The organism is Variovorax boronicumulans (genome assembly GCF_040544675.1).
GTDB classification, from domain to species: domain Bacteria; phylum Pseudomonadota; class Gammaproteobacteria; order Burkholderiales; family Burkholderiaceae_C; genus Variovorax; species Variovorax boronicumulans_D.
The window spans coordinates 1-23354 of record NZ_JBEPKK010000012.1; the positions used below are offsets into that span (position 1 = coordinate 1).

At 64.6% G+C, this 23354-nt stretch carries 3 protein-coding genes; all 3 read right to left on the minus strand.

Translation table 11 applies throughout. The annotated features are described in order from the left end of the window. Positions 1-74: 74 nt before the first annotated feature. Positions 75-18341: an Ig-like domain repeat protein gene (locus tag ABIC90_RS19945; RefSeq protein WP_354357083.1), complete on the minus strand. Its 18267-nt coding sequence runs from the start codon at positions 18339-18341 to the stop codon at positions 75-77. A 435-nt stretch (positions 18342-18776) separates the two neighbouring features. Beyond that, a complete protein-coding gene (locus ABIC90_RS19950; RefSeq protein ID WP_354357085.1) occupies positions 18777-21023 on the minus strand; it encodes a phosphocholine-specific phospholipase C in 2247 nt (748 codons plus the stop codon). 4 nt (positions 21024-21027) lie between these two features. Further along, complete coding sequence (locus ABIC90_RS19955; protein ID WP_354357087.1) at positions 21028-23259, minus strand: phosphocholine-specific phospholipase C; 2232 nt, start codon at positions 23257-23259, stop codon at positions 21028-21030. Between the last annotated feature and the right edge of the window lie 95 nt (positions 23260-23354).

Consider the following 23354-nt stretch of genomic DNA (forward strand, 5'->3'; position numbering starts at 1 on the left):
GAACTGCAAGCCGTTCACATGGACAGCAACGGCCAATTCGATCCTCGAAAAACTCACCCGCCTATGCGGGCGAATTAACGGGACAGGACACTAGCCCCCCCCATTTTTTCCTTGGCCACCATGTAACTGTTGGCGCTGCGCACCATCCCACGGCCGGCATCAAACACGGCATCGACGGTGAAGTTCCCGAGCGCATCACTGATCGTCTTGACGGCATCGGGTGACCCCATGCCATCAAAAATATGCTCTTGCAGCAGGCCAGACACTTTGTCTGCCAGGTTCGCTTTGGGCTGCTCGAGCGCCTTGCCACCGGCCAATTGGAGAATCGTCTTGGGCACGCCATAGATCGCCGCCTGAACCCCCATCAGCAGCGCGCCGGCCACTTCCTCCCCACCAACAACCTGTACCAGCCGACGAGTGGCCGCAGCCCCGGTGTCCAGCACGATTGCCGCGCCATCAACAAGCGTCGGTCCTCCCCCCGGTACTGTGATTACAGGGAGCGGCTGTGTGCCTTCAATGACATTCGGCCAGATCTCGCCGGCAGTTGCCCCCGGTGACATCGCTGCAGCAGTCTGTGCCGGAGCGAAGTTCGTCGGTGAGGAATACAGCTGATCTTGGTTGTACAACGGACTCAACACCGCCGTTTGTTGCTCCGGTGTGAGTTGATAAAGCGGCTTGCCGTATTGCTCTCGTGCCGCGTTCAGAGCTTGCGCCGTCTTGATCAATTGCGACAGTTCCGATGAGGCAAGAACATCCTCGGTTTGGCTGTCGGATGCTCCAGTGGCCTTCAACAGAGGCTTGAAATAACCCGATCCTTGCTCAGCGATCTCACGCTGCGTGGCCAAGGCTCGTGCTTCGCCAGAATCCGTTCCTAGACGTTCGGCCAGAGCATTGCCGATGGTTGACCCCACCGCATCCCCAATGATGCCGGGCAACGCTCTGCCAATGCTTCCCCCACGAACAGCCGCACTCATGATGCCGCCGGCCATGCGCGTTGCAAGATCACCGCCAATCGGTCCGAGCGATGTCAACATCGGCTGCGCCCAAGCAGAAACGTAGCCTGAAGCCGCGCTGGCCGCCACGCCTCTCCAGTCGAAGCTTTTCTGCAGCCCGGTCGCAATACTCAGACCCTGGCTGGCGATGTTGCCAATCGCCAGCCGGCCCGCGACCCGAAGGGGCTCGCTACCGGCGAACGCGCCGCCAAGACCGCCGCCCTGCAGCCACCCGCCCACGCCGGCAGTCACGCCCGCGCCCAGCGCGCCCAGGGCCACCCCCTTCCAACTGAAGGAGTCTTGCAACCCCATGGCGATACCTACACCCTGGCTGGCAATGGAGCCCACAGCGCCGCCAATGGCTGCGGCCGCCATTCCGGCCCCAAAACCTATTCCCGCGCCGCCGACCATCGCTGTTGCCCCGAGGGACATCGTGGCACCAAAGCCGGTCGTGGCCGCAGCTGCGGAGCCTGCCGGAGCCAAGGCAGCGGCCGATGCACCCGCAGTCCAGATCGTCGCGACGATTGCCACCACGATGACGAGGATCTGCCCAAGTCCCCCACACCCGCCATCCTTGCCCCTTGGCGCCGGCATCGGATCGGGCAGCGTCGGACTCGTATCCCCCATCGCCTTGCCCGGGTCGTACGGCCGGAAGGTGCTGCTGGTGTTGTGGAAGTTCGTGACCTGGTTGGGCACCTGCAGCACCGTGTTCGGCGTCAGCTGTGCCGACGGCTGCCCGTCCAGTCCATTGGCTTCGGCCAGCAGGTACCACAGCTGCCCGTCTCCCCACAGCGACCGCGCGATGTTCTCCAGCGTGTCGCCCGCGCGTACCGTGTAGCTGCCCGGCGCCGGTCCCGGGTAGCCCGCATTGATCGGCCGGTAGTTCTCGTCGAAGTCCGCCGAGCTCGTGGGCGTGAACTTTCGGTACTTGTTGTCGGAGCTCTCCAGGGCATTCGCGCTGCGCGCCAGCTGCTGCGCATAGTCCTCGCGCTCCACCCCGTCGTTGCCTACATTGCCCACACGCTTGCCGTCGAAGTAGAAGTAGCGATGGTCGCGGCTCTTGGACGCACCGCCCAGGTTCACTGCCCCGGTCTTGGGGTCGACCTTGCCGCCGATGAGCTCCTGGCGCTGCAGCACCTGCCCTTCCGCGTTGGTCCAGTACGAGAAGCTGCGCGGCGTCGTGAGATTGCGGTCGGTCGCGGTCTTCACGTGCCCGTTCACGTCGTAGGTAAACGCCGAGTAGCCGGGAGCCCAGGGGGTCTTGACGTCGGTACTTTTCGGGTCGACGGTGATAGAGCTCTGCTTGGCGCTGTCCCACCACTCGTAGGCGTAGGCGGTGTTCAGCACGGTGATGCTGACGCCGTTGTTGGGCAGCCCGGGGGTCGGGTCGTACTTGTTGGTGACCGCGCTCGTGGTGGACAGCGTGCCGTCCTTCATGAGCCCGTACGTCGTCGTCGCCAGGGAGCCCTTGATGCCACCCTTGGAGAATATGGTCTCCACTTCCTTGGTGAGCTGGTTGTCCTTGTTCCAGGTGCGGTCCTTTCCCACGTTGAGGGTCTGGTCCGCAAAAAGCTCCTCGTAGCGCGTCACCCGCCCCGCCAGGTCGTTGATGCGGCGGCTGCGCAGCACGCCGTTCATCTTCATCGTGGTGAGGTTGCCCATGCCGTCGTAGGCATAGTCTTCGCGGTGTCCGTCGCTGGCGTAGGTGGCCGCCTTGCGCTGGCCCGCATCGTCGTACTCGATGGTCACGCCGTCGCCGGAGCCACCGCGCCAGACCTCTCCGCTGGCCAGCCGCTGCCCCATGGTGGTGGTGAAGCGGTTCATGCCGTCGTAGGCGTACCAGTAGTCTTGCGTATCCTTTTTCTGGCCGACGATGTCGAAGTAGTTGCTCAGCACGCGCCGGCGGTTGCCGTTGGCGTCGTATTCGTAGTTGATCTCGTAGCGATCGTCCTTGATCTTCGTCACGCGGTTGTAGGCGTCATAGGACACCGTGGACCACTGGAACACCGTGGCCACGTTGCCGGCGGTGGACTTGAAGCCTTCGAATGAGCGGTTGCCGTTGGCGTCGTAGTCGAAGGTGCTTTCGGTGGATGTGCCCGCGTCGACGACCTTGCCCAGGTAGCCGTTGTCGAAGTAGGTGTAGTCGATTTTCTGGCCCGAGGTCCCGCGCTGGGTGGCGATGAGACCGAACCAGTTGTAGGTGTAGGTGAACTGGTGGCCGCCCAGGTCCTTCTTCCACATCGCGCGGCCGAACATGTCGTTCTTGATCGTCTGCACCTTGCCGTTGGCGTCGGTGGTCGTGTTCACCCAGCCGCCGGTGTTCACGCCGCCGGCCGAACCGATCGTCTTGTCGTAGGTGTAGGTGTACTTGACGGTCGCGTCCGCGGCCGACACGTACTGGCTGACCCGCCCCATGGTGTCGTAGTAGGTGCGTTCCCTGAAGCCCATCGCATTGGTGTGCGCGATGCGCTGGCCCAGGATGTCGTACTCGTACAGATCGAATGCGCGGGTGCCGTCGGCGTTGGCGGGGCGCAGCACCTTCTTGAGTCGATTGTTCCAGTCGTACTCATTGTTGGTGACGCGGCCGATCTCATCGGTCACGGTGCGCAGGTTGCCGAAGACGTCGTAGGCCTTGAGCACCTTCGTCCGGCTGCCTGCGGCTGCTCCCGGGTGCCACTCGACCACGGCTTGCCCCGCGGCATTGATCTCTACCGTGCTCTGGTTGCCGTTCGCATCGCGCTTGCCCACCAGCTGACCGTTCAGGTCGTAGCTGTAGTGCTCGGTTGGTTTGACATTCTTCTGAACCTGACCATCGGCTCCCCTGATGTCCACGCTCGGTCCGATCTTGTCGACCAGCAGGCCCAGCGTGTTGTAGCGCAGCTCGGCGATTTTCTTGTTGCCGTCCATCTCCGTGACGACATGCCCGAAGGCGTCCCAGTCCTGGCGGCGCTGCACTCGCCAGTAGGTGTTGATGGCTTCGGGCTTGGTGGGGTCGATGCGGCCGCTGGCCGTGTTCGGTATGCCCCAACGCGCATATTGGTTGGTGTCGTCGTTGCCACCCGGACGGAAGTAGCCCTCGCCATTGGCGATGATCGCGCCCGCAGCGTTGTACACGTCGTACAGGAACTCGTATTCCTTGTCCGGGCTCAGGTGGTTGTCGATGGTGTCCCACTTGAAGATGGCGCTCACGCGCCCGCGCGTGGCCATGGTTTCTGTAAAGGGCGCTGCCGTCATGCCCTTCTCGCGAAAACGCAGCTTGAGCACGGTTCCCTCGGGAACGCCGGGATCGAAGGTGAGCAGCGGATGCTTGACGTTGGCGGTCAGCGTGGCGCTGGTGCCCTGGCCGGCCCCGATCCTCGCTTTGCCGGTGGCATCGTTGAGCACGAAATCGTCCTCGTCCAGGGCCTTGAAGCGCAGCGAATACTGGTAGAGGTTGCGCGCTCCTCCGGCAGGAATGAGGGCGCGCGCATCCCACACCCATCCGTCTCGACTCTTGATGACGCTGGCGATGGGAATGCGCACCGAGCCGGCGGCCACACCTCCGTCCAGCGGCGTGTACTCGATCAGCAAGGTCTTCGTGGCCGCCGGAAGATCGCGGAACGTGATGCTCGAGGGCATCGCCCCGGCGGGCCGCATGTCGTAGCGGGACGACCCCGGATCGACGGTGCCAATCAGCTGGTCCATCATTGCGCCGCTTGAATCCAGCAGCTCGATCGTCACGTCGCTGGCGCCGGCGGCAAACTGGACGTCGAAGCGACCGGCGGCTCCAGCCGCGTTCGGTGAATACGTACGTTGCGACTTGAGGTCTGGTCTGCCAACGGGGTTCTGCGTGACCCGGATCATGGCCGGGGAACCAGCCGCGGTCGTAAGGCCCGTGAAGTGCGCCACGTTGTCGGTGGTGAAGACCGGTTTGGCCTCGGCCACGGAGGATGACGTCTGGCGCGTGGCGGCATCCCACTGGAACGACTGACGTCGCTTGACCGTGCCGTCCGAGCTCGTCACCACCAGCAACATGTCCAACGATCCTTGGCCGTCCAGGCGCGTGAGGTAGCGGCCACCGATGGAGATGTTGTTCAAACTGGAGCCGCCCTGGCCGGCCTTGAAGACCGGCAGCGTTTGCGAGAACGGCCCGCTCGTGCCTCGCGCTCGGCTGTACAACTGGATCGTGTCGCCGTCGTGGACCCCGGCCTCGGTCAGGGCCATGAAGGTGCCGCTGAGCGTCTCCCGCGGCTGAGCGGGAAAGATTATCCCTGCTGCATTTTCCACGGGGGTGCCGAGCTTTTGGTTCGCAACCACGATCTCGACACCACTGCCTTCAACGGTGGCAATCAGCCTGATGCTTGTTGCGGCGTTGACTGCAGCCCGAGGCACGTAAAGGCGCTTGGCGCTATTAAGAGGATCCATCGGCCGCACCGTCTTCGGCCAGGTTGCGACGCTGCCAAGGTAGTAGGAATTGCCAGCCACCTCCACGCGCCACGTCACGCGCCCGTAGAGGTTCTCGATCTGTGACGTCCAATCGACGCCGGTCGAGCCAACCACCACGTCGGTAAACCCGAACACAGAGCGTGAAATGAAATTCCTTCCGCCGCGGATTTCGAGGTCCGTGACAACGCGCGCCCCCCCGCCGCTGAACGTCATGCCCAGCATGCCGACCTGGCCCGCGGCCGACTTGTCGGTGGGTCCGTTGATCATGGCCGAGTTGGCCGCCATCACGGAGGCCGTCGTGATATCCAGCCCGCCGAAGGCGGCCGCATCCACATCGACCGGCACGGCGTACATCACCAGGTTCGGGCGCGCGGCGTTGACCAGCGGTTGCACCACGCTCACGGCGCGGTTGTCCTTGTCGTAGGCCGTGAGGGTGACCATGATGTCCGGGTTGATCTGTGTCCCGTTCTTGGCCATTGCTTCCAGCGACAGCGAGCGCAAGTCCACGCGCTGCGATTGCAGCAGCATCGTGGCGTTGCCCGCCAGGTCGTAGCGCCAGGCCTTGTTCACGCCGTCCTGTGAATTGGTGCGCCACAGGCGCCCGGCGTTGTCGTAGTCGTAGTACTCCTGGGCCTGGCCCTGCGCGTTGCCGCTGCCGGTGCGCTTGCTGGCCAGCTCGCCGTAGGCGGTGTAGCCGAGCGTGATGGTGTTGGCGACATCGAAGACCGGCATGTTGGCCGCGTCCCGTGTACCGGTGAAACGGCGGACCTCGCGGTTGGCAGCGTCGAAGGCGATGCTCACGATCTCGCGCGAGACCTTGCCGTCGGCGTCCAGCCGGTCCACCATCTGTGCGGTCGTGTTGCCATTGGCATCGCGCCCATAGGTGAAGGTCTCTGCCTTGTCCTTGTTGGCCGTCACCATTGAAGTACGCACGCCCGTCGCGTCGTAGCCGTAGCGCACGATCTGGTCGTCGGTCTCCACGATGTTGTCGGTGCCGCGGCGGATCTCCCGGCGCACGTTGTTCAGACCGTCGTATTCATAGTCGGTGACCTGGCGCACCAGATTGCCGTTCAAATCAACAGCGCCCGGGCGCTGTGCGCCCAGCAGCCGCCCCATCGCGTCGTAGCGCATGTCGCTGCGCTGGCCCTTGGCGTCGGTGGTGGCGGTCTTGTTGCCCATGGCGTCGTACGCGGTGCGCTGGGTGGCGCTGGTGGTGGCTTCGCTGAGCGCGCCATTGGCGGCCACGCTGCCGTAGGCTACGTTCAGCCTGGCCTGGCTGAGCACGCGGGCGTTGCGGTCGTAGCTGTACTCGGTGATCTGATCGGCCGCACTGGACTTGAATTTACCCAGCACGGCGGTCACCAGAGTGCTCTCGCTTGTGGTGGAGAGCTCGATGGTCGTCAATGCGCTCGCAAAGCGCGTCTCGCGCAGCACGGCACCGTTGGCATCGCGCTCCCAGCGCACGCCATAGCCCATGGCGTCGACCTCCAGCACCTTCTGGCCCAACTTGTCGTACCAGGTGAGGGTGGCCACCTTCTCGCCGTTCTGCTGGCGCACCACGTTGCCGTTGGCGTCATAGAAGCTGCTGTTGGTCAGGTTACCGTCGCCGATGACGTAGTAGCCGGGGTTGTCCGGGTCGCTGTGGCCCCATTGGACCTTCGCGATGGTGCTGCTGAGCACCCGGTTGTTGGCATCGACCTCGTAGGTGGTCGTGCGCACGTTGGCGGCATTGACCGGGACGGGCGGTGTATCGCCAACGGGCAAGGCCAGCACATCGCCATAGACGTTCTGCACCTTCACATTGCCCGCGGCGTCGTACGCCCACTGGCTGAGCGTGCCGGTTGCGCTGACCTCGGCCACCTTGCGGTTGCTGCCGTCGAACCAGGTGCGCGTGCGTCCGCCATTGGGGTCCACCACGGCGATGAGGTTGCCATTGGCGTCGTAGGTCTTGGTGCGCGTGGGCGTGGCCGTGCTCCATCCCTTGCCATCCACGTAGATCTGGACCTGCGCCTGGCGCTGCTCCACCTCACGGTTCAGCCCGTCGTACTTGAACTGCGTGACGCGCTGCTCGGGCAGGCCCGCCGCCTCGGTCACGTTGGTCTTGTTGCCGAAGGCATCGTAGGTGGACTGGTTCACCACCGCCACTGCCTGGCCCGCCGCGTTCTTGCTCGTGATCGGCAGCGTCTCGCTGACCACGCGTCCGAGCCGGTCGTAGGCGTAGGCGGTGACCCCGCCAAGCTTGTTGGTCAGCGTCTCGCGCTGGCCCAGCGCGTTGTAGGTGTAGCGCTCGGCGTTCGACTCGGCATCGATCGTGCGCGCGAGGCGTCCGACCGCGTCGTACTCGAAGCGCGTGAGGGCGTCGCTGGCATGGGCGGCCGGCAGTGCCGGTGCCTGGGCAGGGCTGGGGGTTCCCGCGACCTTGTTGAAGTAGCGCTTGATGCTCAGCGTCTGGCCGAACATGTCGTAGCTGGTCGCGGTGGCGTAGCCCTCGGGATCTACGCTCAGGACCACGCGTCCCGCCGCATCGAAGTAGTAGACGGCCGAATTCTTCAGCGGATCGGTGATCTTGACGACATGGCCGTTTGCGTCGTACTCGGAGCGGGTGACGCCACCGAGTGCATCGGTGACGCTGATCTTGTGGCCGGCCGCGTCGTAGTCGTTGACCGTGGTGTACAAAGTGGCCAACTCCTGGCGCTGGGTCGGGCTCAGTTCGGACGCCTTCAGGGCGCTGCCTGCCGCGTTGAGGTACTTCTTCGCTCCCTTGCTCAGTTCCAGGCGTTCGTTCAGCGCCCACTGGCTGTCGCTTTGCGAGAGCTCGACACCGCGTGGGTCGATGGTGCGGGTCAGCCGGCCGATGCCGTCGTAGACGTACTGCGTGGTGGCCGCCTCGGGTTGCCCAAAAGCCTGGGTCTGGCGGGTGCGGTTGCCTCCAGCGTCGTAGCCGTAGGCGGTGATCTGCAGTGGCTGGCCGGAAGTCGAGGCCCGGGCGATGGCTGCATCGAGCTGTGCCTGCTGAGAGTCGGCGGTGGCCGCAGGCATGGCGACCGGATAGCGCACGACATACGTCAGTCGACCCTGCGCGTCGTACTGCCGCTGCAAGGCGTAGCCCAGCGCATCGACCGTGAGGGCCTCGCGTCCGGCGGCATCGTAGTAGCTGCGGGTGCGCTGGTCGCGCGCGGAATCCGCCGTCGGTGCGGGCGCGGTGCCGGGCACCCACTTGGCCATGTCGATGGGGTTGGCCCAAGCCGTGCGCTCGTTGACGTTGCCATTGCCGTCGCGCGTGAAGGTGACGACATTGCCCAGCGCATCGACCGCCGCGCTCAATCGGCCGCTCTTGTCGTACACGCTGTATTGCTGCTGGTCCTGTGCCGTGTTGGGGGCGACGAGGGCCTGCAGCTGCGCGATCATGGGCGCGGCGCCCAGGCTCGTGGTGTTGATCGCCGTGGCATAGCGCGTGGTCTGCGTTACGCGCCCGGCCGCGTCGTAGGTGTTCTTCTCCACCTGCCCCAGCGGACTGAGCGTGTATACGAGCCGCCCGGCACTGTCGTAGGCAAAGCGCGTCACCTGCTTCTTTGCGTCAGCCGCAGCAGTGACTGCCGCCGTAGTGGTCGAGGTGAGATTGCCGGCGTTCACTTGCTCGAGCTGGTAGCCGGAGACGCGGAAGGCACGGGTGTCGTTCCCCGCGTACTTGACAACCCCGAAGTTCTCTCCCGGCGATGCCGGCGCCACACCCGTGGCCGAGACGCGATAGCGACCACCGCCGAGGTTCTGAACCGTGTAGGCGAGCGGGTTGGCGCCATTCGCGAACATTACGAGCGCGAACGAATTCGCGGCGTTATTGGCCCTCGCGTTGCCAAAGGACGGCGGCTGGCCATCCTCCATCTCCACGATCACCGACAAGGTGTAGGTGGCTCCGGCCGTGGTCGCCAGCGTCTTGTAGGCGTACGAACCCGCGGGATCGCTCGCGAGCCTGACAGCGCCCGCAAAGCCGGCCATCGAGGCTGTCGTCACCGCTCCGCCCCTGGCGGGTGCATCGCTCACGCCATTGGCGAACTCGCTCTGCGTGAGCAGGTTGACGCCCGACTGCCGGGGGTTCCAGGACGCACGGTTGGTGACGTTGCCGTTCTTGTCGAAGGTCTGCGTCGTGACGGTTCCCACCCCATCGGTGTGTGAGGTCTGCCGGTTGGCACGGTCGTAGACGTAGAAGTCGCGCTGGTCGCGGGCGGTACTGGCCACGGCCGCCACCGCGGGCGGCAGTGCTGCCGCGGTGGCCGCGGTGGCCACAGGCACCCGGTTGCTGTACGCGATGCGCTCGGTGACGTTGCCGTTGGCATCGAAGACCTGCTTCACCACGGCACCGGTGCCGTCGACCACGTAGGTCTTGCGGCCCAGGGCGTCGTAGACGTTGCGCGTGCGCGCGTCGTGCGGGTCCTCGGCCACCGCCGGATCGGTGTCCGGGCTCCACTTCGCCAGGTCGATGCGCTGCGCATAGGCCCGGGTCTCGATGACGTTGTTGCCCGTGTCGTAGCGAGACTCCACCGCGGCGCCGGTGGCATCGACCGCGAAGCGCATCCGGCCGTCGCGGTCGTAGCGCAGCCGCTGGGTCGCGGCCGCGCCCAGGGTCGGCAGCGTTGTCCACATCGCCTCGAGGCTCGGCGCGATGCCGTTGAGATTGGCCACCGGCATCGTCGCCGCATAGGTGGTCTCGGCGCTGATCCGGCCTTCGGTGTCGTAGCTCGTCTGCCGGACGCCGCCCGTCGCATCGATGGTGAAGACCTTGCGATTGGCCTTGTTGTAGATGTAGAGCGTGGCGTTGCCGGCGGCGTCGACCGCCTTGACGACATTGCCCTGGCCGTCGTACCCGTAGCTGCGGGTGAGGTTCAAACCCAGCGGATCGACCTGCTCCTTGATGCGCCGGCCCGCGCCGTCGTAGGTGTAGCGGGTGAGCCGGCCGTCGGGGCCCTGCACGGTGAGGGTGGTGCCGTCGGTGTCGTAGGTGTAGACGGTCTGCAGGTTCAAGCCCGTGGGGTCCACGGTCTCTTGCAGGACCTGACCATTCAGGTCGTACTTGTAGCTGGTGACGGTGCCGCCGGGATCGGTGACGCTGATCTTGCGGCCCGTGGCGTCGTACTGGTACGTGGTGACCAGGTTCAGGCCGGCGCTGTCGACGGTGCGGGTGAACAGGCGATCGGCCGCGTCGTAGGCATAGGCCGTGACGGTGCCCCTGGCATCGGTGCTGGTGAGTTTGAGGCCCGTCTTGTCGTAGGTGGTGCTGGTAGCGACACCTTCGGGCGCCTGTATCTTGAGCAGGTTGCCGCTCTTGTCGTAGCTGTAGATGGTTGTGTTGCCGCGGCCGTCGAGGATGCTCAGTGTCTGGCCGTGGCGGTTGTGCACGGTGGTCACCGCAACGCCCTCGGGCGTGGTCACGGTGACGCTGCGGTTGGCCACGCTGTAGGCGTAGCTGGTGGTGTTGTTCAGCGCATCGCGCTGGGTCAGCACGCGATCGAAGGCGTCGTAGGTGGTGGTGCGTTTGGCGCCGGTGGCATCGGTGGTGGTAACGACGCGCCCGAGGCGGTCGTAGGCGATGCTGCCTGTATTGCCGTTGCCGTCGATGCTTGTGGTGGCCCGGCCGAAGGCGTCGTAGCCCGTGCTGCGGGTGGCTGCAACGCCGGCGGCATCTTCGGTGGTCGATGTCTTCAGGCCGCGGCGGTCGTAGCCGATGATGTCGGTAATGACCTGGCCGTTCAGGCGCGTCTGGCTGCTGGCAGTGGCTTCACGGAAGGCGTTGTAGGAGTAGCTGGTGATGCCCTCCATCGCATCGGTATTCGTCGCCAGGGTGCCGGTGGCGTTGTACTTGCGCACAACATGGCTGTCCTTGGCCGGATTGGCCAGCTTGGCGAGCAGCTCCATCACTTTGGATGTGTCCAGGCCGCCGGGCGTGGTGGCTCCAAGGGTGCCGAGGGCGCTCGGGTCGATGCGACTGCCGTAGACGATCTGCTCGCTCAACTGGCCCAGTGCGTCATAGCTGTTCTCGGTGGCTTCGCCCAAGGCATTGATGCTGTAGGCGAGGCGGCTCAGGGCGTCGTAGAAGAAAAGCGTGCGGTGGCCGTTGGCGTCGGTGGTGCTGGTACGCCGGCCGGCCTTGTCGTAGGTGTGGGTAGAGCCATTGGTGGCCCACTTCGCGAGCGGATCCGCCAGCGCGACGGCATCGCTGCCGCGGCCGTCGAGTTCGCCGATGAGGCGACCCTGGATGTCGTAGCGCGCGCGGCTGATGCGTTCGTCCGGCGTACCTGCTGCAGTGGTGGTCTGCACGAGGCGGCCGGCGGCGTCGTAAGTGAAGCTTGTGACCGTTCCTTCGACGTTGGTGCGGCTGAGCAGCTGGTTCGCGGCGCTCCAGGTCTGGGTGACGGTTTGATCCTGCGCGTGCAGATCCGGGCGAATGGTCGCGAGGGTGGCGGTGGCGCTGCCCGGGGTCTTGGCGGGGTTGTAGTAGCGCTTGGTCTGCGTGACGTTGCCGCGTGCGTCGTAGATGGTTTCGGTGAGAAAGCCTTCGCCGTCGACCTGGCCCACGAGCTGGCCGCGGGCGTTGTAGAAGGTGTAAGTGCGGATGTCGTCGGGGTTGGTGCCCACAGGGCGCAGGCCCTTGAGGTCGCCGCTGGCGCGCGCGATGGCCACGGCCATCATGCGCGTCGACACGCTCGCGAAGTTGGCCGCGCGGGTGGCGTAGCGGATGGTCTGCACCTGCTCGCCGACGGCGTTGTACTTGTACTCGGTGAGGTAGCCCTCGCCGTCTAGCGTGCCTTGAAGTTGGCCGTTGCGGTTGTACAGTTGGGTGGCGGTGCGGTCCTGGGCGATGTCCAGGCCCACCAAGACCTGGGGAGCGTCGGGTGTTCCTTCGACGACCTGGGTGAAAGTGAGGGCGCCGTCAGCGTTGCGTTCGTCGCCCGAGTACACCGCGCTAAAGGTATGAGTGCCAGCTGGGATTGGAACGCCACGCAAGATGGCCATGCCATCCGCCATGACGGCGACTGTTCCTAGAAGCGTGGTGCCACTATAGAAGCTCACCAGGCCCGTCGGCGGTGTCATTCCATCGATCCGCACCGACAGGGCACCATCGTTAGCAATCGAAGGCGTTGTGAGATTGATCAAAGTGACCGGCGAACCGGTGACCTGCACCCACGAATTGCCGGATGTTTGCGAAGTGAGGTAGTTTTCGTCGCCTGTATAGCTGGCCGTGATGTTGGCCGTCCCCGCTGGCATGTCGCTCACGGACAGCGTGGCCACGCCATTGATCACCTGGGCCATTCCTAGCACCACCCCATTGCGGTAGAAAGTCACAGTGCCGGTCGCGGCGCGCCCCACGAACGCCTTGGCCTTGAGATCTGCCCTTGGTGCGACTTGGGCCGTCAGGACCAGCGGTGAGCCAAAGGGCGCAATAGGTCGAGAGGAGGTCACGACGATCTGGCTGGCGGCTGGGCCCACGCTGAGTTCAATCGTCTGAGTGGCGGCGGCGGCTCCGCTTACATACACCAGCTTGAGCTTGTGAACGCCCAATGACATCGGCGGCAAGCTGAACTCGTTCCCGAAAGGATTCAAGAAGCTGGCAATCAACGTCGATCCGTCGAAGACGCTCAGAGTCCCCAATTGAGAAGGGATATCAAGGGGCGCACCCAAGATAATTCGCGCTTGCGTCGGGAACCCGACGAGCCCTTCGCGCACAGGCACGAAGCTCATCGCATTGGAATACTCTGCGGGGGATTCTGGCGTCGGTTGGACTGCGATGGCATTCGGCCCCGTGGACCAAACGACTGTTCTGTCGGCTGCATAGAGCACCAGATTGCCGTTCGCCTGCAATTCGAGTGACTCGCCGCCCTTGCCATAGGTTGCGGAGTTCCACACGGCTTGGCCAGCGGCCGTATAGAGAACAAGATTGCCATCACTCTGAAATGCGAAACTTTTTCCCTGATTCGCCGGTACCTTACTACTCCAGAAAAGATTTGAGCCCCCCTTCTTCAGATCGTATAGACAGAGGTTTCCATCCCACTGCAATGTCAACCAATAGCGCCCGTCGGGCGAGTAGATGGACTGCCCAATTGTCAAGCTATCGCCTCGTCGCAATGAAGTTTTCAAAGCCCCAGTTGGAAGGCTCGCCCCCGCGGCGAGCACGCTGCTCGCATTGTTTGCATCTCCCGAATACGCGGCGCTCAGCACGACGTCGGGCCCCACCGGCAGGTAAGCAGTGAGGCTTGCCATCCCCTGATTAACTGTGGCGATGCCCAGGAGTTGCGTACCTGCGAAGAAAGTCACCGTTCCCCTGGGTACGGCCCCCGCCACACGCGCCGTCAAAGTAACCTGCGTCTTTGCCGAGCTATTACCTTGGGTCTTCAGCGTGATGCTGGTGGGAGATGGAGCTGCATCCCCGTACTGGCCAAGGGGAGTGCTGCTCTTGGCATTGCCACTGTCCCCGGAATACACAGCCTTGAAGGCCGCCGCAGTGACGCTACCGGCGTACTGGAGCGTCGCAACGCCATTGACCAACGCGGCGTTGCCGATGACGACCGTCCCGTTATAGAAAGTCACTGTGCCGCCCGGGGCAGTCGATGATGCCTCTCCGGAATTTGCGACGACGGCACTCAATGTCCAGGATTTAAAGGGGCCGGAGTTGCCAAATCTGTCGTCTGGAGGAGGGTTGCCTGAAATCTTCAGCGTGGTCGTGGTCGGATTCGAGCCGCTCGCGATCACGTCCGAATAGGACGTTGCCTTTGCGTGGCTCGCATCGCCCGAATATTCCGCGCGGACCCTGAGGTTGCCTACGGGAAGGCTGTTGATCCTGAGCACCGCAAGCCCGTTGATGACGGAGGTCGTGCCAATTAGCGCGCCGCTCTCGTCGTTATAGAAGGTGATATCGCCGCCCGCGAGCGCGCCGTCAAAGAGCGCGCTCCCCTTGCGAGGGTCGGGCGATGCGACCTTGGCAGTCAACGTCAGTTGTGTGCCATCGACCATCGGTGCATCCGAGGAGGTCACAGTGACCACGCTGGCCGCCGGGTCCACGCTGAGCTGGATCGCGCGCGTGTCGACGACTGCTCCGCTTACGTCCACATGCACCAACTTGAGCGCGTGGATACCGGATGACATTGGCGGCAAGTTGAAACTGATGCCGGTTTCATAGTTGACCCCGTAATCCGATCCACTTGCGATCAACGTCGATCCGTCGAAGACGTAGACACTCCCCCAATCGGCATGACTGGCAGGGCGTGCGCCAAAAGAAATGAAGGCATTCGTCGGGAATCCGACCGTCGCTTTGTCCACCCACAATTCGCCCCGCGCATCGACGGATACGATAGTCGATGCAGGTGGCGGACTCACCGAAGTGACTTGAAGGCTCGGTCCCTCGGCGAGCACGCTGCTCGCATTGTTTGCATCTCCCTTATACGCGGCACTCAGCACAACCCTGGAGCCCGCCGGCAGGTAGCGCGTCACAAGGCTCGCCACCCCGTTAACTATCGAGGCACTCCCCAAATATTGCGTATCCGCGAAGAAAGTCACCATTCCCGCGGGCACCGCCCCCGCGACGCGCGCCATCAACGTCACCGACGCGTCCTGCGTCGCGCTTGATGCGGAGGCGGTCATCGTGATGCTGGTGGGAGATGCCGTTGCGCGCTCGGACGGGTCGAAGGGCGTGCGGCTCCCAACATTGCTGCTGTCCCCGGAATACACGGCGTTGAAGGCCGCCGCAGTGACTATTCCATCGTATTGGAGCGTCGCAACACCATTAACCAACGCGGCAGAGCCGATGACGACTGTCCCGTTATAGAAGGTGACCATGCCGCCAGGAGCGCCCGATGCCCTACCGGCGTTCGCGACGACAGCAGCCAACGTCAAGGATGAACTGCTACCCGAAATCTTCAGTGTGGTGGTGGTCTGATTGGGGCTGATCGAGAGCCATCCCGAGTAAGACGTTGCCGTCGCATGGCTTGCATCGCCCGAATATTCCGCACGAATCCTGAAGTTGCCCACTGGAAGACTGTTGGTTCTGAGTACCGCCCGCCCATCAATAACGGAAGCCGTACCAATGAGCGCGCCGCCGTCTTCGTTGTAGAACGTCACCTCGCCCGTTGCGGCCGCCAAGCCGGGTGGCTGCTCACTGGTCAAAACCATCGACAACTCCACCGGCGCGCCGTAGTTAAGGCCGTCGCGCGGCGACGAACTCAATACAGCGCTGGTGACGGCCCCGACGACCTTCTTGATCGCCTTCGACACGCTGGCTGGTCGCCAGGCATCTCCCGAATACGCTACCCGCAGGCTATGGGTACCGATCGAGAGTCGGTCTGTCACCAGCACAGCCCTTCCGTCGATCACAATCGTGCTCCCGATGACCATCTCGCCATCGAAAAAAGTCACCATGCCTTCAGGGGTGGCGCCCTCGACGGTGACCACCAATACCACGGACTGCCCCAGTGACGTCGGCGCAGTGTTGTCCACGCTCAGCGCAATGCCTCCGAGGGTGGACGGATCCACCCCCAAGTTGACGTTGGCCCCATTGAGTAACGGTGCCACATCGATCGGATTGGCCAGCTTCGTGACGGAAAGGATGCGCGACGCCCCGTCATAGGTCGTCTGCGTCACATACCCCAACGCATCCACCTGCCAGGCCAGGCGCCCCGCGTTGTCGTAGAAGCGCCAGACCTTCTGGTCCTGCACCGTGCTGGCTGCCGGCCGCAACGCCGCCAGGCTGGTCGTCGTGTTCGTCGCACTCCACGCCGTGGTCGGCAGACCCGCTCCATCCACCAATTGCGCGAGCTTCGGGGCTGCGAGCCTCGTGGCATAGGCCACGGTCTGACGCAACTGCCCGCTGGCGCTGTAGACGTATTCGATCACCGCCCCGGTCGCATCGATGTCCGCGATCTTGCGATCCGCCTCGTCGTACAGCATCCACTTGCGCACGCCCGTCGGGTCCTGCGTCATCAGCAGGTTGCCGTCCTTGTCGTAGGCGTAGGTGGTGGTGCCCAGCACGCCGGTACCGGCGCTCTGCTGGGTGACGCTCACCAGACGCCCGGCCTTGTCGTAGGCCGAGACGGTGACCAGCCCGGTGGCGATGGTCACACTCGTTTTGCCGCCCGCATCGTCGTAGCTCGTGACGGTGGTGTTGGCCGTGGTCCCGCCGTCCAGCGACGGCGCGCTGACGCTGAGCACGCGGCCCAGGCCGTCGTAGACGTAGGTCGCGGTGCCGCCGCCGGTCGGTTCGGTGGACTTGAGCAGCCAGCCGTGCTGGTCGTACACGTACTGGGTCTTGGCCGCCGAGGCGGTGACGCCGGCCCCCGTCGCATCGACTTCGCCATAGGTCGTGGAGGAACTCAGCGCGCCGCGCGCGTCGTAGACACGGTCGGTGCGCTCGGTGCGGCGCAGGTCCCGGGTGCTGCTACCGGCCCAGGTGGTCATCTGCGCTTCCGTGGGCACGGCGGTTGCATCGAGCGGGGCGACGTTGTAGCTGTCGCCCGTGTAGCGGACGGTGGTGAGCACCTGGCCGTAGCTGTCGTAGCGATGCTCGGTGACGTCGCCCTGCGCGCTGACCACGAAGCGCAGCAGCCGGGGATTGCCCTGTGCGTAGACATAGCGGGTGATTTCCGCCAGCGACGCTTCCTTGCTGAAGACGCCGCGGCTGACGGCCACATCGGCATAGACGGTGTCGGTGAGCAACTGGTTCGCGGCGTTGTAGGTCCGGGTATGGAGGTTGCCCGCGGAGTCGGTTTCCTTCAGCAGGTTGCCGTTGGCGTCGTACGCGTAGGCGACCTCGCGGCCTTCTCCATCGGTCACGCCGGTGACGTTGCCGGCGGCGTCGTAGCGGTAGCTGACCTGCGACAGCCCCGAGGGGTTGCCGGCGGTGACGCCCTGGCGCATTTGCAAGAGCTGGCCATCTGCGTCATACAGGTAGGTGCTCTGCGCGCCCAGCGGATCGGTGACGGTGGTGGTCCCGGTCGTTGCGCTGTAGGCGAAGCGGGTGACCTGCCCGAGCGCATCGGTCACGGTCTCGACCTTGTAGCTGCCACCCGCCTGAACGTAGGTGAAGCTCAGCTTGGTGCCATCGCTCTGCGTGACCGAGGCGATGCGCTTGCTGGTGCCGTCGTAGGTGTAGGTGGTGACGTAGGTCTTGCCGTCGGTGACGGCGTTGTCCTCGGGGCTGAGATCGACAGTAACGCTGGCGAGCCTGTTGGCGCTGTCGTAGGCATAGCGCACCCGCGTGAGCGGGACATCGGTCTTGCCATCGGCCGACTTCGAGGCGGTGCGCAGTTGAGTCAGATTCGCGCCGCTGTAGTCGTAGAGGCTGACTTCACCATTGGCATCGGTGACGGATTTCACTGTGCCGTTGGGGTTGTAGACGTAGCTGACGTTGTTGCCGTCGGTGTCGGTTACGGAGACCAAGCGACCCGCCCCGCTGGACTGGTAGCGTTCGATGCGGCCCGTTTCGCCGTCGGTCCAGATGAACTGCGAGGCGCTGCTGTCGTAGGCGATGGTGTCGAAGGCGCCGGAGCCGGCGGGGCTGACGTAGCCGTTGCGGCTGACGTCCCAGGTATAGATGGCCTGGGCACCGTCGCGGTCGGTGCGGGTGACAGTGCTGCCGGCGGTGCCCACGGCACCGGAGGTCAGAGCCACCTTCTGGCCGAAGGCGCCGACGCTCCAGTTGTCGCCGTTGTCGTCGGTTAACAATCCTTGACTGTTGTAGGTGCGCACCGTATGGACATCGAGCCCGCGCCCAACCAGCACATCGTCGCGACCTTGCAGCACGAGGTTGCCGTTGACAACGTTGACGAAGGATTGCTCGCCGCTTCGGCCCTGGCCTGCCGATCCCAGCATTCCCCGCTGACCCAGAGTGACCAGCGAACCCAAGCTCACACCCAGACTATTTCCACTGACGATTGCAACCATGACAGCCTTACCTTTTGATCGTTCCTGCGAACCGCCGAATGGCAGCTAATAGACCGCGCGCATCAGGCGATGCGTGCGGGTCTATCCACAGGATTCCTCCCCTATGGCTGTACCAACTTCTTTGAGTCGGCTAACGGTTCTGAGCAAGCTATCCAGTGAGCGGTGGAATTGTTTAGGGAGTCCCTACAAGATGGTGGGCTTATTGCTTGTTATCCAAAACTCCGAGATCTGGCATATCCATGAGCGGATCGCCGGACCTATGGCTTGCCGATCGCTATGCGGGTAGCGAAGCAGTGGTTGGGGAGAGCGTCTGCATCGCAACTTGCCATGAATTCTTACCACTGTTCCCGGCGATCTGTGGGGAGTCGCGGCGCGACGAGACAACCGGATGGGCATCACGCTCATCCGGTTGCGTTGCTGACGGGCGCGCAAGGCTCAGAGGTCGGCCATGCCCATGAAGGGGTCGCTGACCGAATGCTTGCCGGTTTCCACGCGGCCTGCGAAGCGGCGGTAGTAGCTGGCATCGGCGTCGCAGGTCACGGCGAAGTCGTACCACTGGCCGCTCTGTGCGAGCTCCCAGTGCTGGTCGGTCGTGGCGCCGCCTTCGACCGTCGCGGTCCACGGGCCGTCGTCGCGATAGGCCTTCGCACGCACGGTGAACCTGCAAGCGTTCTTGCCGTCGTTGCGCATGCTCAGGTACACGTTGCCATTCGCGATGTCGTAGCACACGCGCACTTCGGGCACTGCCGCGTCGCCCGCACGCAGGCGGTTCAGGTCGCCCTTGAAGTGGCGATGGAAACCGTTCGGCCCGAGCACCCACAGGTCGTAGAAGCCGCTGTTGTCGGTCGTCGCGGTCCATGCATCGTCGAGCATCTTTCCGGGCTCCACCATGTAGCGGCGCGGCAGGCGATCGAGGTTGAGCTTGTCGTAGACGTGGAACACGGCGGCCGCCTTGCCTGTGTTCGAGAACAGCAACTGCACCTTGCCGCCGATCGTGTCGACCTTGGCACTCGCATGCAACTCGTAGGGCAGCGCGCGCGAAGGCCGGGTGCCGGTGGGCTGGCGCGGCAGTTGCGGATCCAGCGGCAGCGGCACCTGCGGCAGCGCCTGCTGGTCGATGCGCAGCCTGTCGGCATCGGCCTTGGTGGTGCGGCCCGTGAGCGTGGGCAAAGCCTCGCTGTTGGGCGTGGCGAAGTTGAAGGCGCTGGTGAGGTTGCCGCACACCGCGCGGCGAAACGGCGAGATGTGGGGCTCCTTCACGCCGAAGCGCGTCTCGAGGAAGCGCAGCACCGAGGTGTGGTCGAAGGCTTGCGAGTTGACCCAGCCGCCGCGGCTCCAGGGCGAGATCACATACAGCGGCACGCGAGGGCCGGGGCCGTAGACGCGGCCGTCGGGCGCGGGTTGGCTCTTGCTGCCGGCCGGCGCCGGCTGGGTGAAGTACTCGGCGCCCAGGTCCGCCTGGGGCAGCGTGGTCTTGCCGGCAAAGGTACCGTCGCCGTTCGGCGATGGCGCGGAGGGCGAGGGCACATGGTCGAAGTAGCCGTCGTTCTCGTCGAAGTTGATGATCAGCACGGTCTTGCTCCACACCTCGGGCACGGCGGTGAGCGCGTCCAGCACTTCCTGCAGGAACCAGGCACCCTGCACCGGGCTGGACGGACTGGGGTGTTCGCAGTAGATCGACGGCGCGTTCATCCACGAGACCTGCGGCAGCTTGCCTTCGCGGATGTCGCGCTTGAAGGCGTCCAGGTACTCCTCGGGGCGCGTGCCCGGCAGCGTGTTGGCCACGCCCTTGTAGAGCGGGTTCCTCGCGTTGTCGCTGGCCGCGTCGTAGGCGTGGTACGGCAAGGCCTGGCCGGTGTCCGCGTAGGGCTTGTTCGGTGCGCCGCCGCTGCACACCGGGAAGCCCGAGGCGAGGTTGGCCTGGCGGAACTGCTGGAATGCGCCCAGCATGTTGTCGCCCCACTCGTCGGGCATGTTCTGGTAGCTGATCCAGCCGACGCCTGCGTCTTCGAGGCGTTCGGCGTACGTCTTCCACGTGTAGCCGGTGTTGGCCGAGGCGGGCTTGCCCTCGATCCAGTCCCACTCGTTGCTCACGAACGCCACGTTCTGCGCGGTCGGGCCGTTGGTGCCGGTGAGGTGGAAGGAGCGGTTCGCATCCGTGCCGGTGTGCATCCCGCAGTGGTAGGCGTCGCAGATCGTGAAGGCGTTGGCCAGCGCGAACTGGAAGGGAATCTCGGCCTCCTTGTGGTAGCCCATCGCCTTGCTGGTCTTGTAGCGCGCCCACTCGTTCATGCGGCCGCTGTCCCAGGCCAGCTGGCTGTCGTCCCAGTCGTGCGGCGTGCCGCCGTCGCGCTGGGCGTTGCCCTTGCGGCTGTCCAGGTGATAGGGAAGAACGGTCTTGCCCGAGGCATCGCTCTGCTGCCACACGTTCAAGCCCTTGGGCAGCGGAATCGCGAAGCGGTCACCGAAGCCGCGCACGCCCGCGAGCGTGCCGAAGTAGTGGTCGAACGACCGGTTCTCCTGCATCAGGATCACGACGTGCTCGACGTCCATGACCGTGCCGGTCTTGTTGTGGGCCGGAATGGCCAGCGCACGCCGGATGCTCGGTGGAAAGGCCGAGAGCGCGAGCGCGGCGGCACCGGTGGTGGCGGTGCCTGTGAGGAACTTGCGGCGGGAGTTCATGGCTTCAGAGGTCCGCCAGGCCCATCGCCGGATCGCTCACCGAATGCTTGCCGGTTTCCACACGCCCCGCGAAGCGGCGGTGAAAGCTGGTGTCCGCATCGCAGGTCACATCGAAGTCGTACCAGGCGCCGCTGGCGGCGAGGTCCCAGTGCTGCTCGGCCGCATTGCCGCCGGCCACGGTGGCGGTCCATGGGCCGTCGTTGCGATAGGCCTTGGCGCGGATCGTGAACTTGCATGCGTTCTTGCCGCCGTTGAGCATGCTCAGGTAGACATTGCCGTTGGCAATGTCATAGCACACGCGCACTTCGGGGTTGGCCGCATCGCCCGCGCGCAGGCTGCTCAGGTCGCCCCGGAAATGGCGGTGAAAGCCATTGGGGCCGAGCACCCAGAGGTCATAGGTTCCTGCGTTGTCGGCCATGGCGTTCCAGGTGTCGTCCAGTGTCTTGCCAGGCTCGACCATGTAGCGGCGCGGCAGGCGGTCGAGGTTGTTCTTGTCGTAGACATGGAACACGGCGGCAGCCTTGCCGGTGTTCGCGAAGAGCAACTGCACCTTGCCGCTGATCGCATCGTTGCGCGCGCTCACGTGCAGTTCGTAGGGCAATGCGCGCGAGGGCCGCGTGCCGGTGTCCTGGCGCGGCAGTTGCGGGTCGGCAGGCAAGGGGACCGCTGGCCGCGGAGTCTTGCCATCCGCTTCGAACTCCTGCGACCTGCTCTGTTGATTGGCCTCGTCAAGGCTCTTTCGGCCTGCGAGCGGGGGCAGTGGCTCGCCGTTCGGATTGGTGAAATTGAAAGCGCTCGTCAGGTCACCGCACACGGCACGGCGGAACGGACTGATGTTGGGCTCCGCGACCCCGAAGCGCGCCTCGATGAAGCGCAGCACCGAGGTGTGGTCGAAGGCCTGCGAATTCACCCAGCCGCCACGGCTCCAAGGCGAGACCACGAACATGGGAACCCGCTTGCCCGGTCCGAAGACCCGGCCGTCCGGCGGGTAGTTCTTCTGCTTGACGGTACCGGGCGGTGCCGGGTAGTTGTGGTACTCGAAGGCCAGCTGCGCATCGTTCAGCGTGGTCTTGCCGGCGGCCGTGCCGTCCGGATTGATGGAGGGCGCGGCCGGCGAGGGATAGTGGTCGAAGAAGCCATCGTTCTCGTCGAAGTTGATGAACAGCACGGTCTTGCTCCACACCTCGGGCACGGCGGTGAGCGCATCCATCACCTGCTGGATGTACCACCCGCCCTGCACAGGGCTCGAAGGGCCCGGATGCTCGGAGTAAGTGGCGGGCGCGATGATCCACGATACCTGTGGCAACTTGCCGTTCTTCACATCATTGCGAAAGGTGTTCAGGTACTCGTCTACGTTGGCGCCGGGCATGGTGTTGGCGATGCCCTTGTACAGGGGGTTGCCCGCGTCGTCGCTTGCCGGATCGTAGGCCGGCACCGGACCGCTGTTGGTGACAGGCTTGGCCGATGCTTCGCTGGCCCGGCGGTACTGCTTGAAGCCGGTGAGCGGGTTGTCGCCGAAGTTGTCGCGCATGTTTTCATACACGATCCAGCTGATGCCGGACGCCTGCAGGCGCTCGGGGTACGTCTTCCACTCATAGCCGGTGGTCGAGGGCGGTGCGTAGCTGTCGTCCCATTCGTTGGTGACCGTGGCCACGCTAGCCCCGGTCGGGCCATTGGTGCCGGTCCAGACGAACATGCGGTTCGAGTTGGTGCCGGCGTGCATGCTGCAGTGGTAGCCATCGCACAGGGTGAAGGCGTTGACGAGCGCCGTTTGATAGGGCACCTCCGCTTCCTTGTAGTAGCCCATGGAGAGCGCGCTCTTGTAGCGCGGCCACTGGTAGTTGCGGCCACCGTCCCAGGCGTTCTGGCCGTCGGTCCAGTCGTGCGGTGTCTGTCCCGAGCGCAGCGCGTTGCCTTGGGTTTTGTCCAGGTGGTAGGGCAGGATGGAGTTGCCGCCACTGCCATCGCTCTGCTGCCAGACGCTCATGCCCTTGGGCAGCGGAATCGTGAAGCGGTCACCGAAGCCGCGCACGCCCATCAGCGTGCCGAAGTAGTGATCGAACGAGCGGTTCTCCTGCATCAGGATCACGATGTGCTCGACGTCATTGATCGTGCCGGTCTTGTTGTTGGCCGGAATAGCGAGCGCGCGTCGGATGCTGGGCGGAAACGCGGAGAGCGCAAGAGCGGCGGCGCCAGTGGTGGCGGTGCCCGTGAGGAATTTGCGGCGTGAGGTCATGGTGCTGTTCTGGTTCTGGTCGCTGGCGGGAGGTCAGGGCGCGCAGCGCATTTCGGGCTTGACCCCGGTGTCCGGCGGGGTCGGTGCGACAGGCG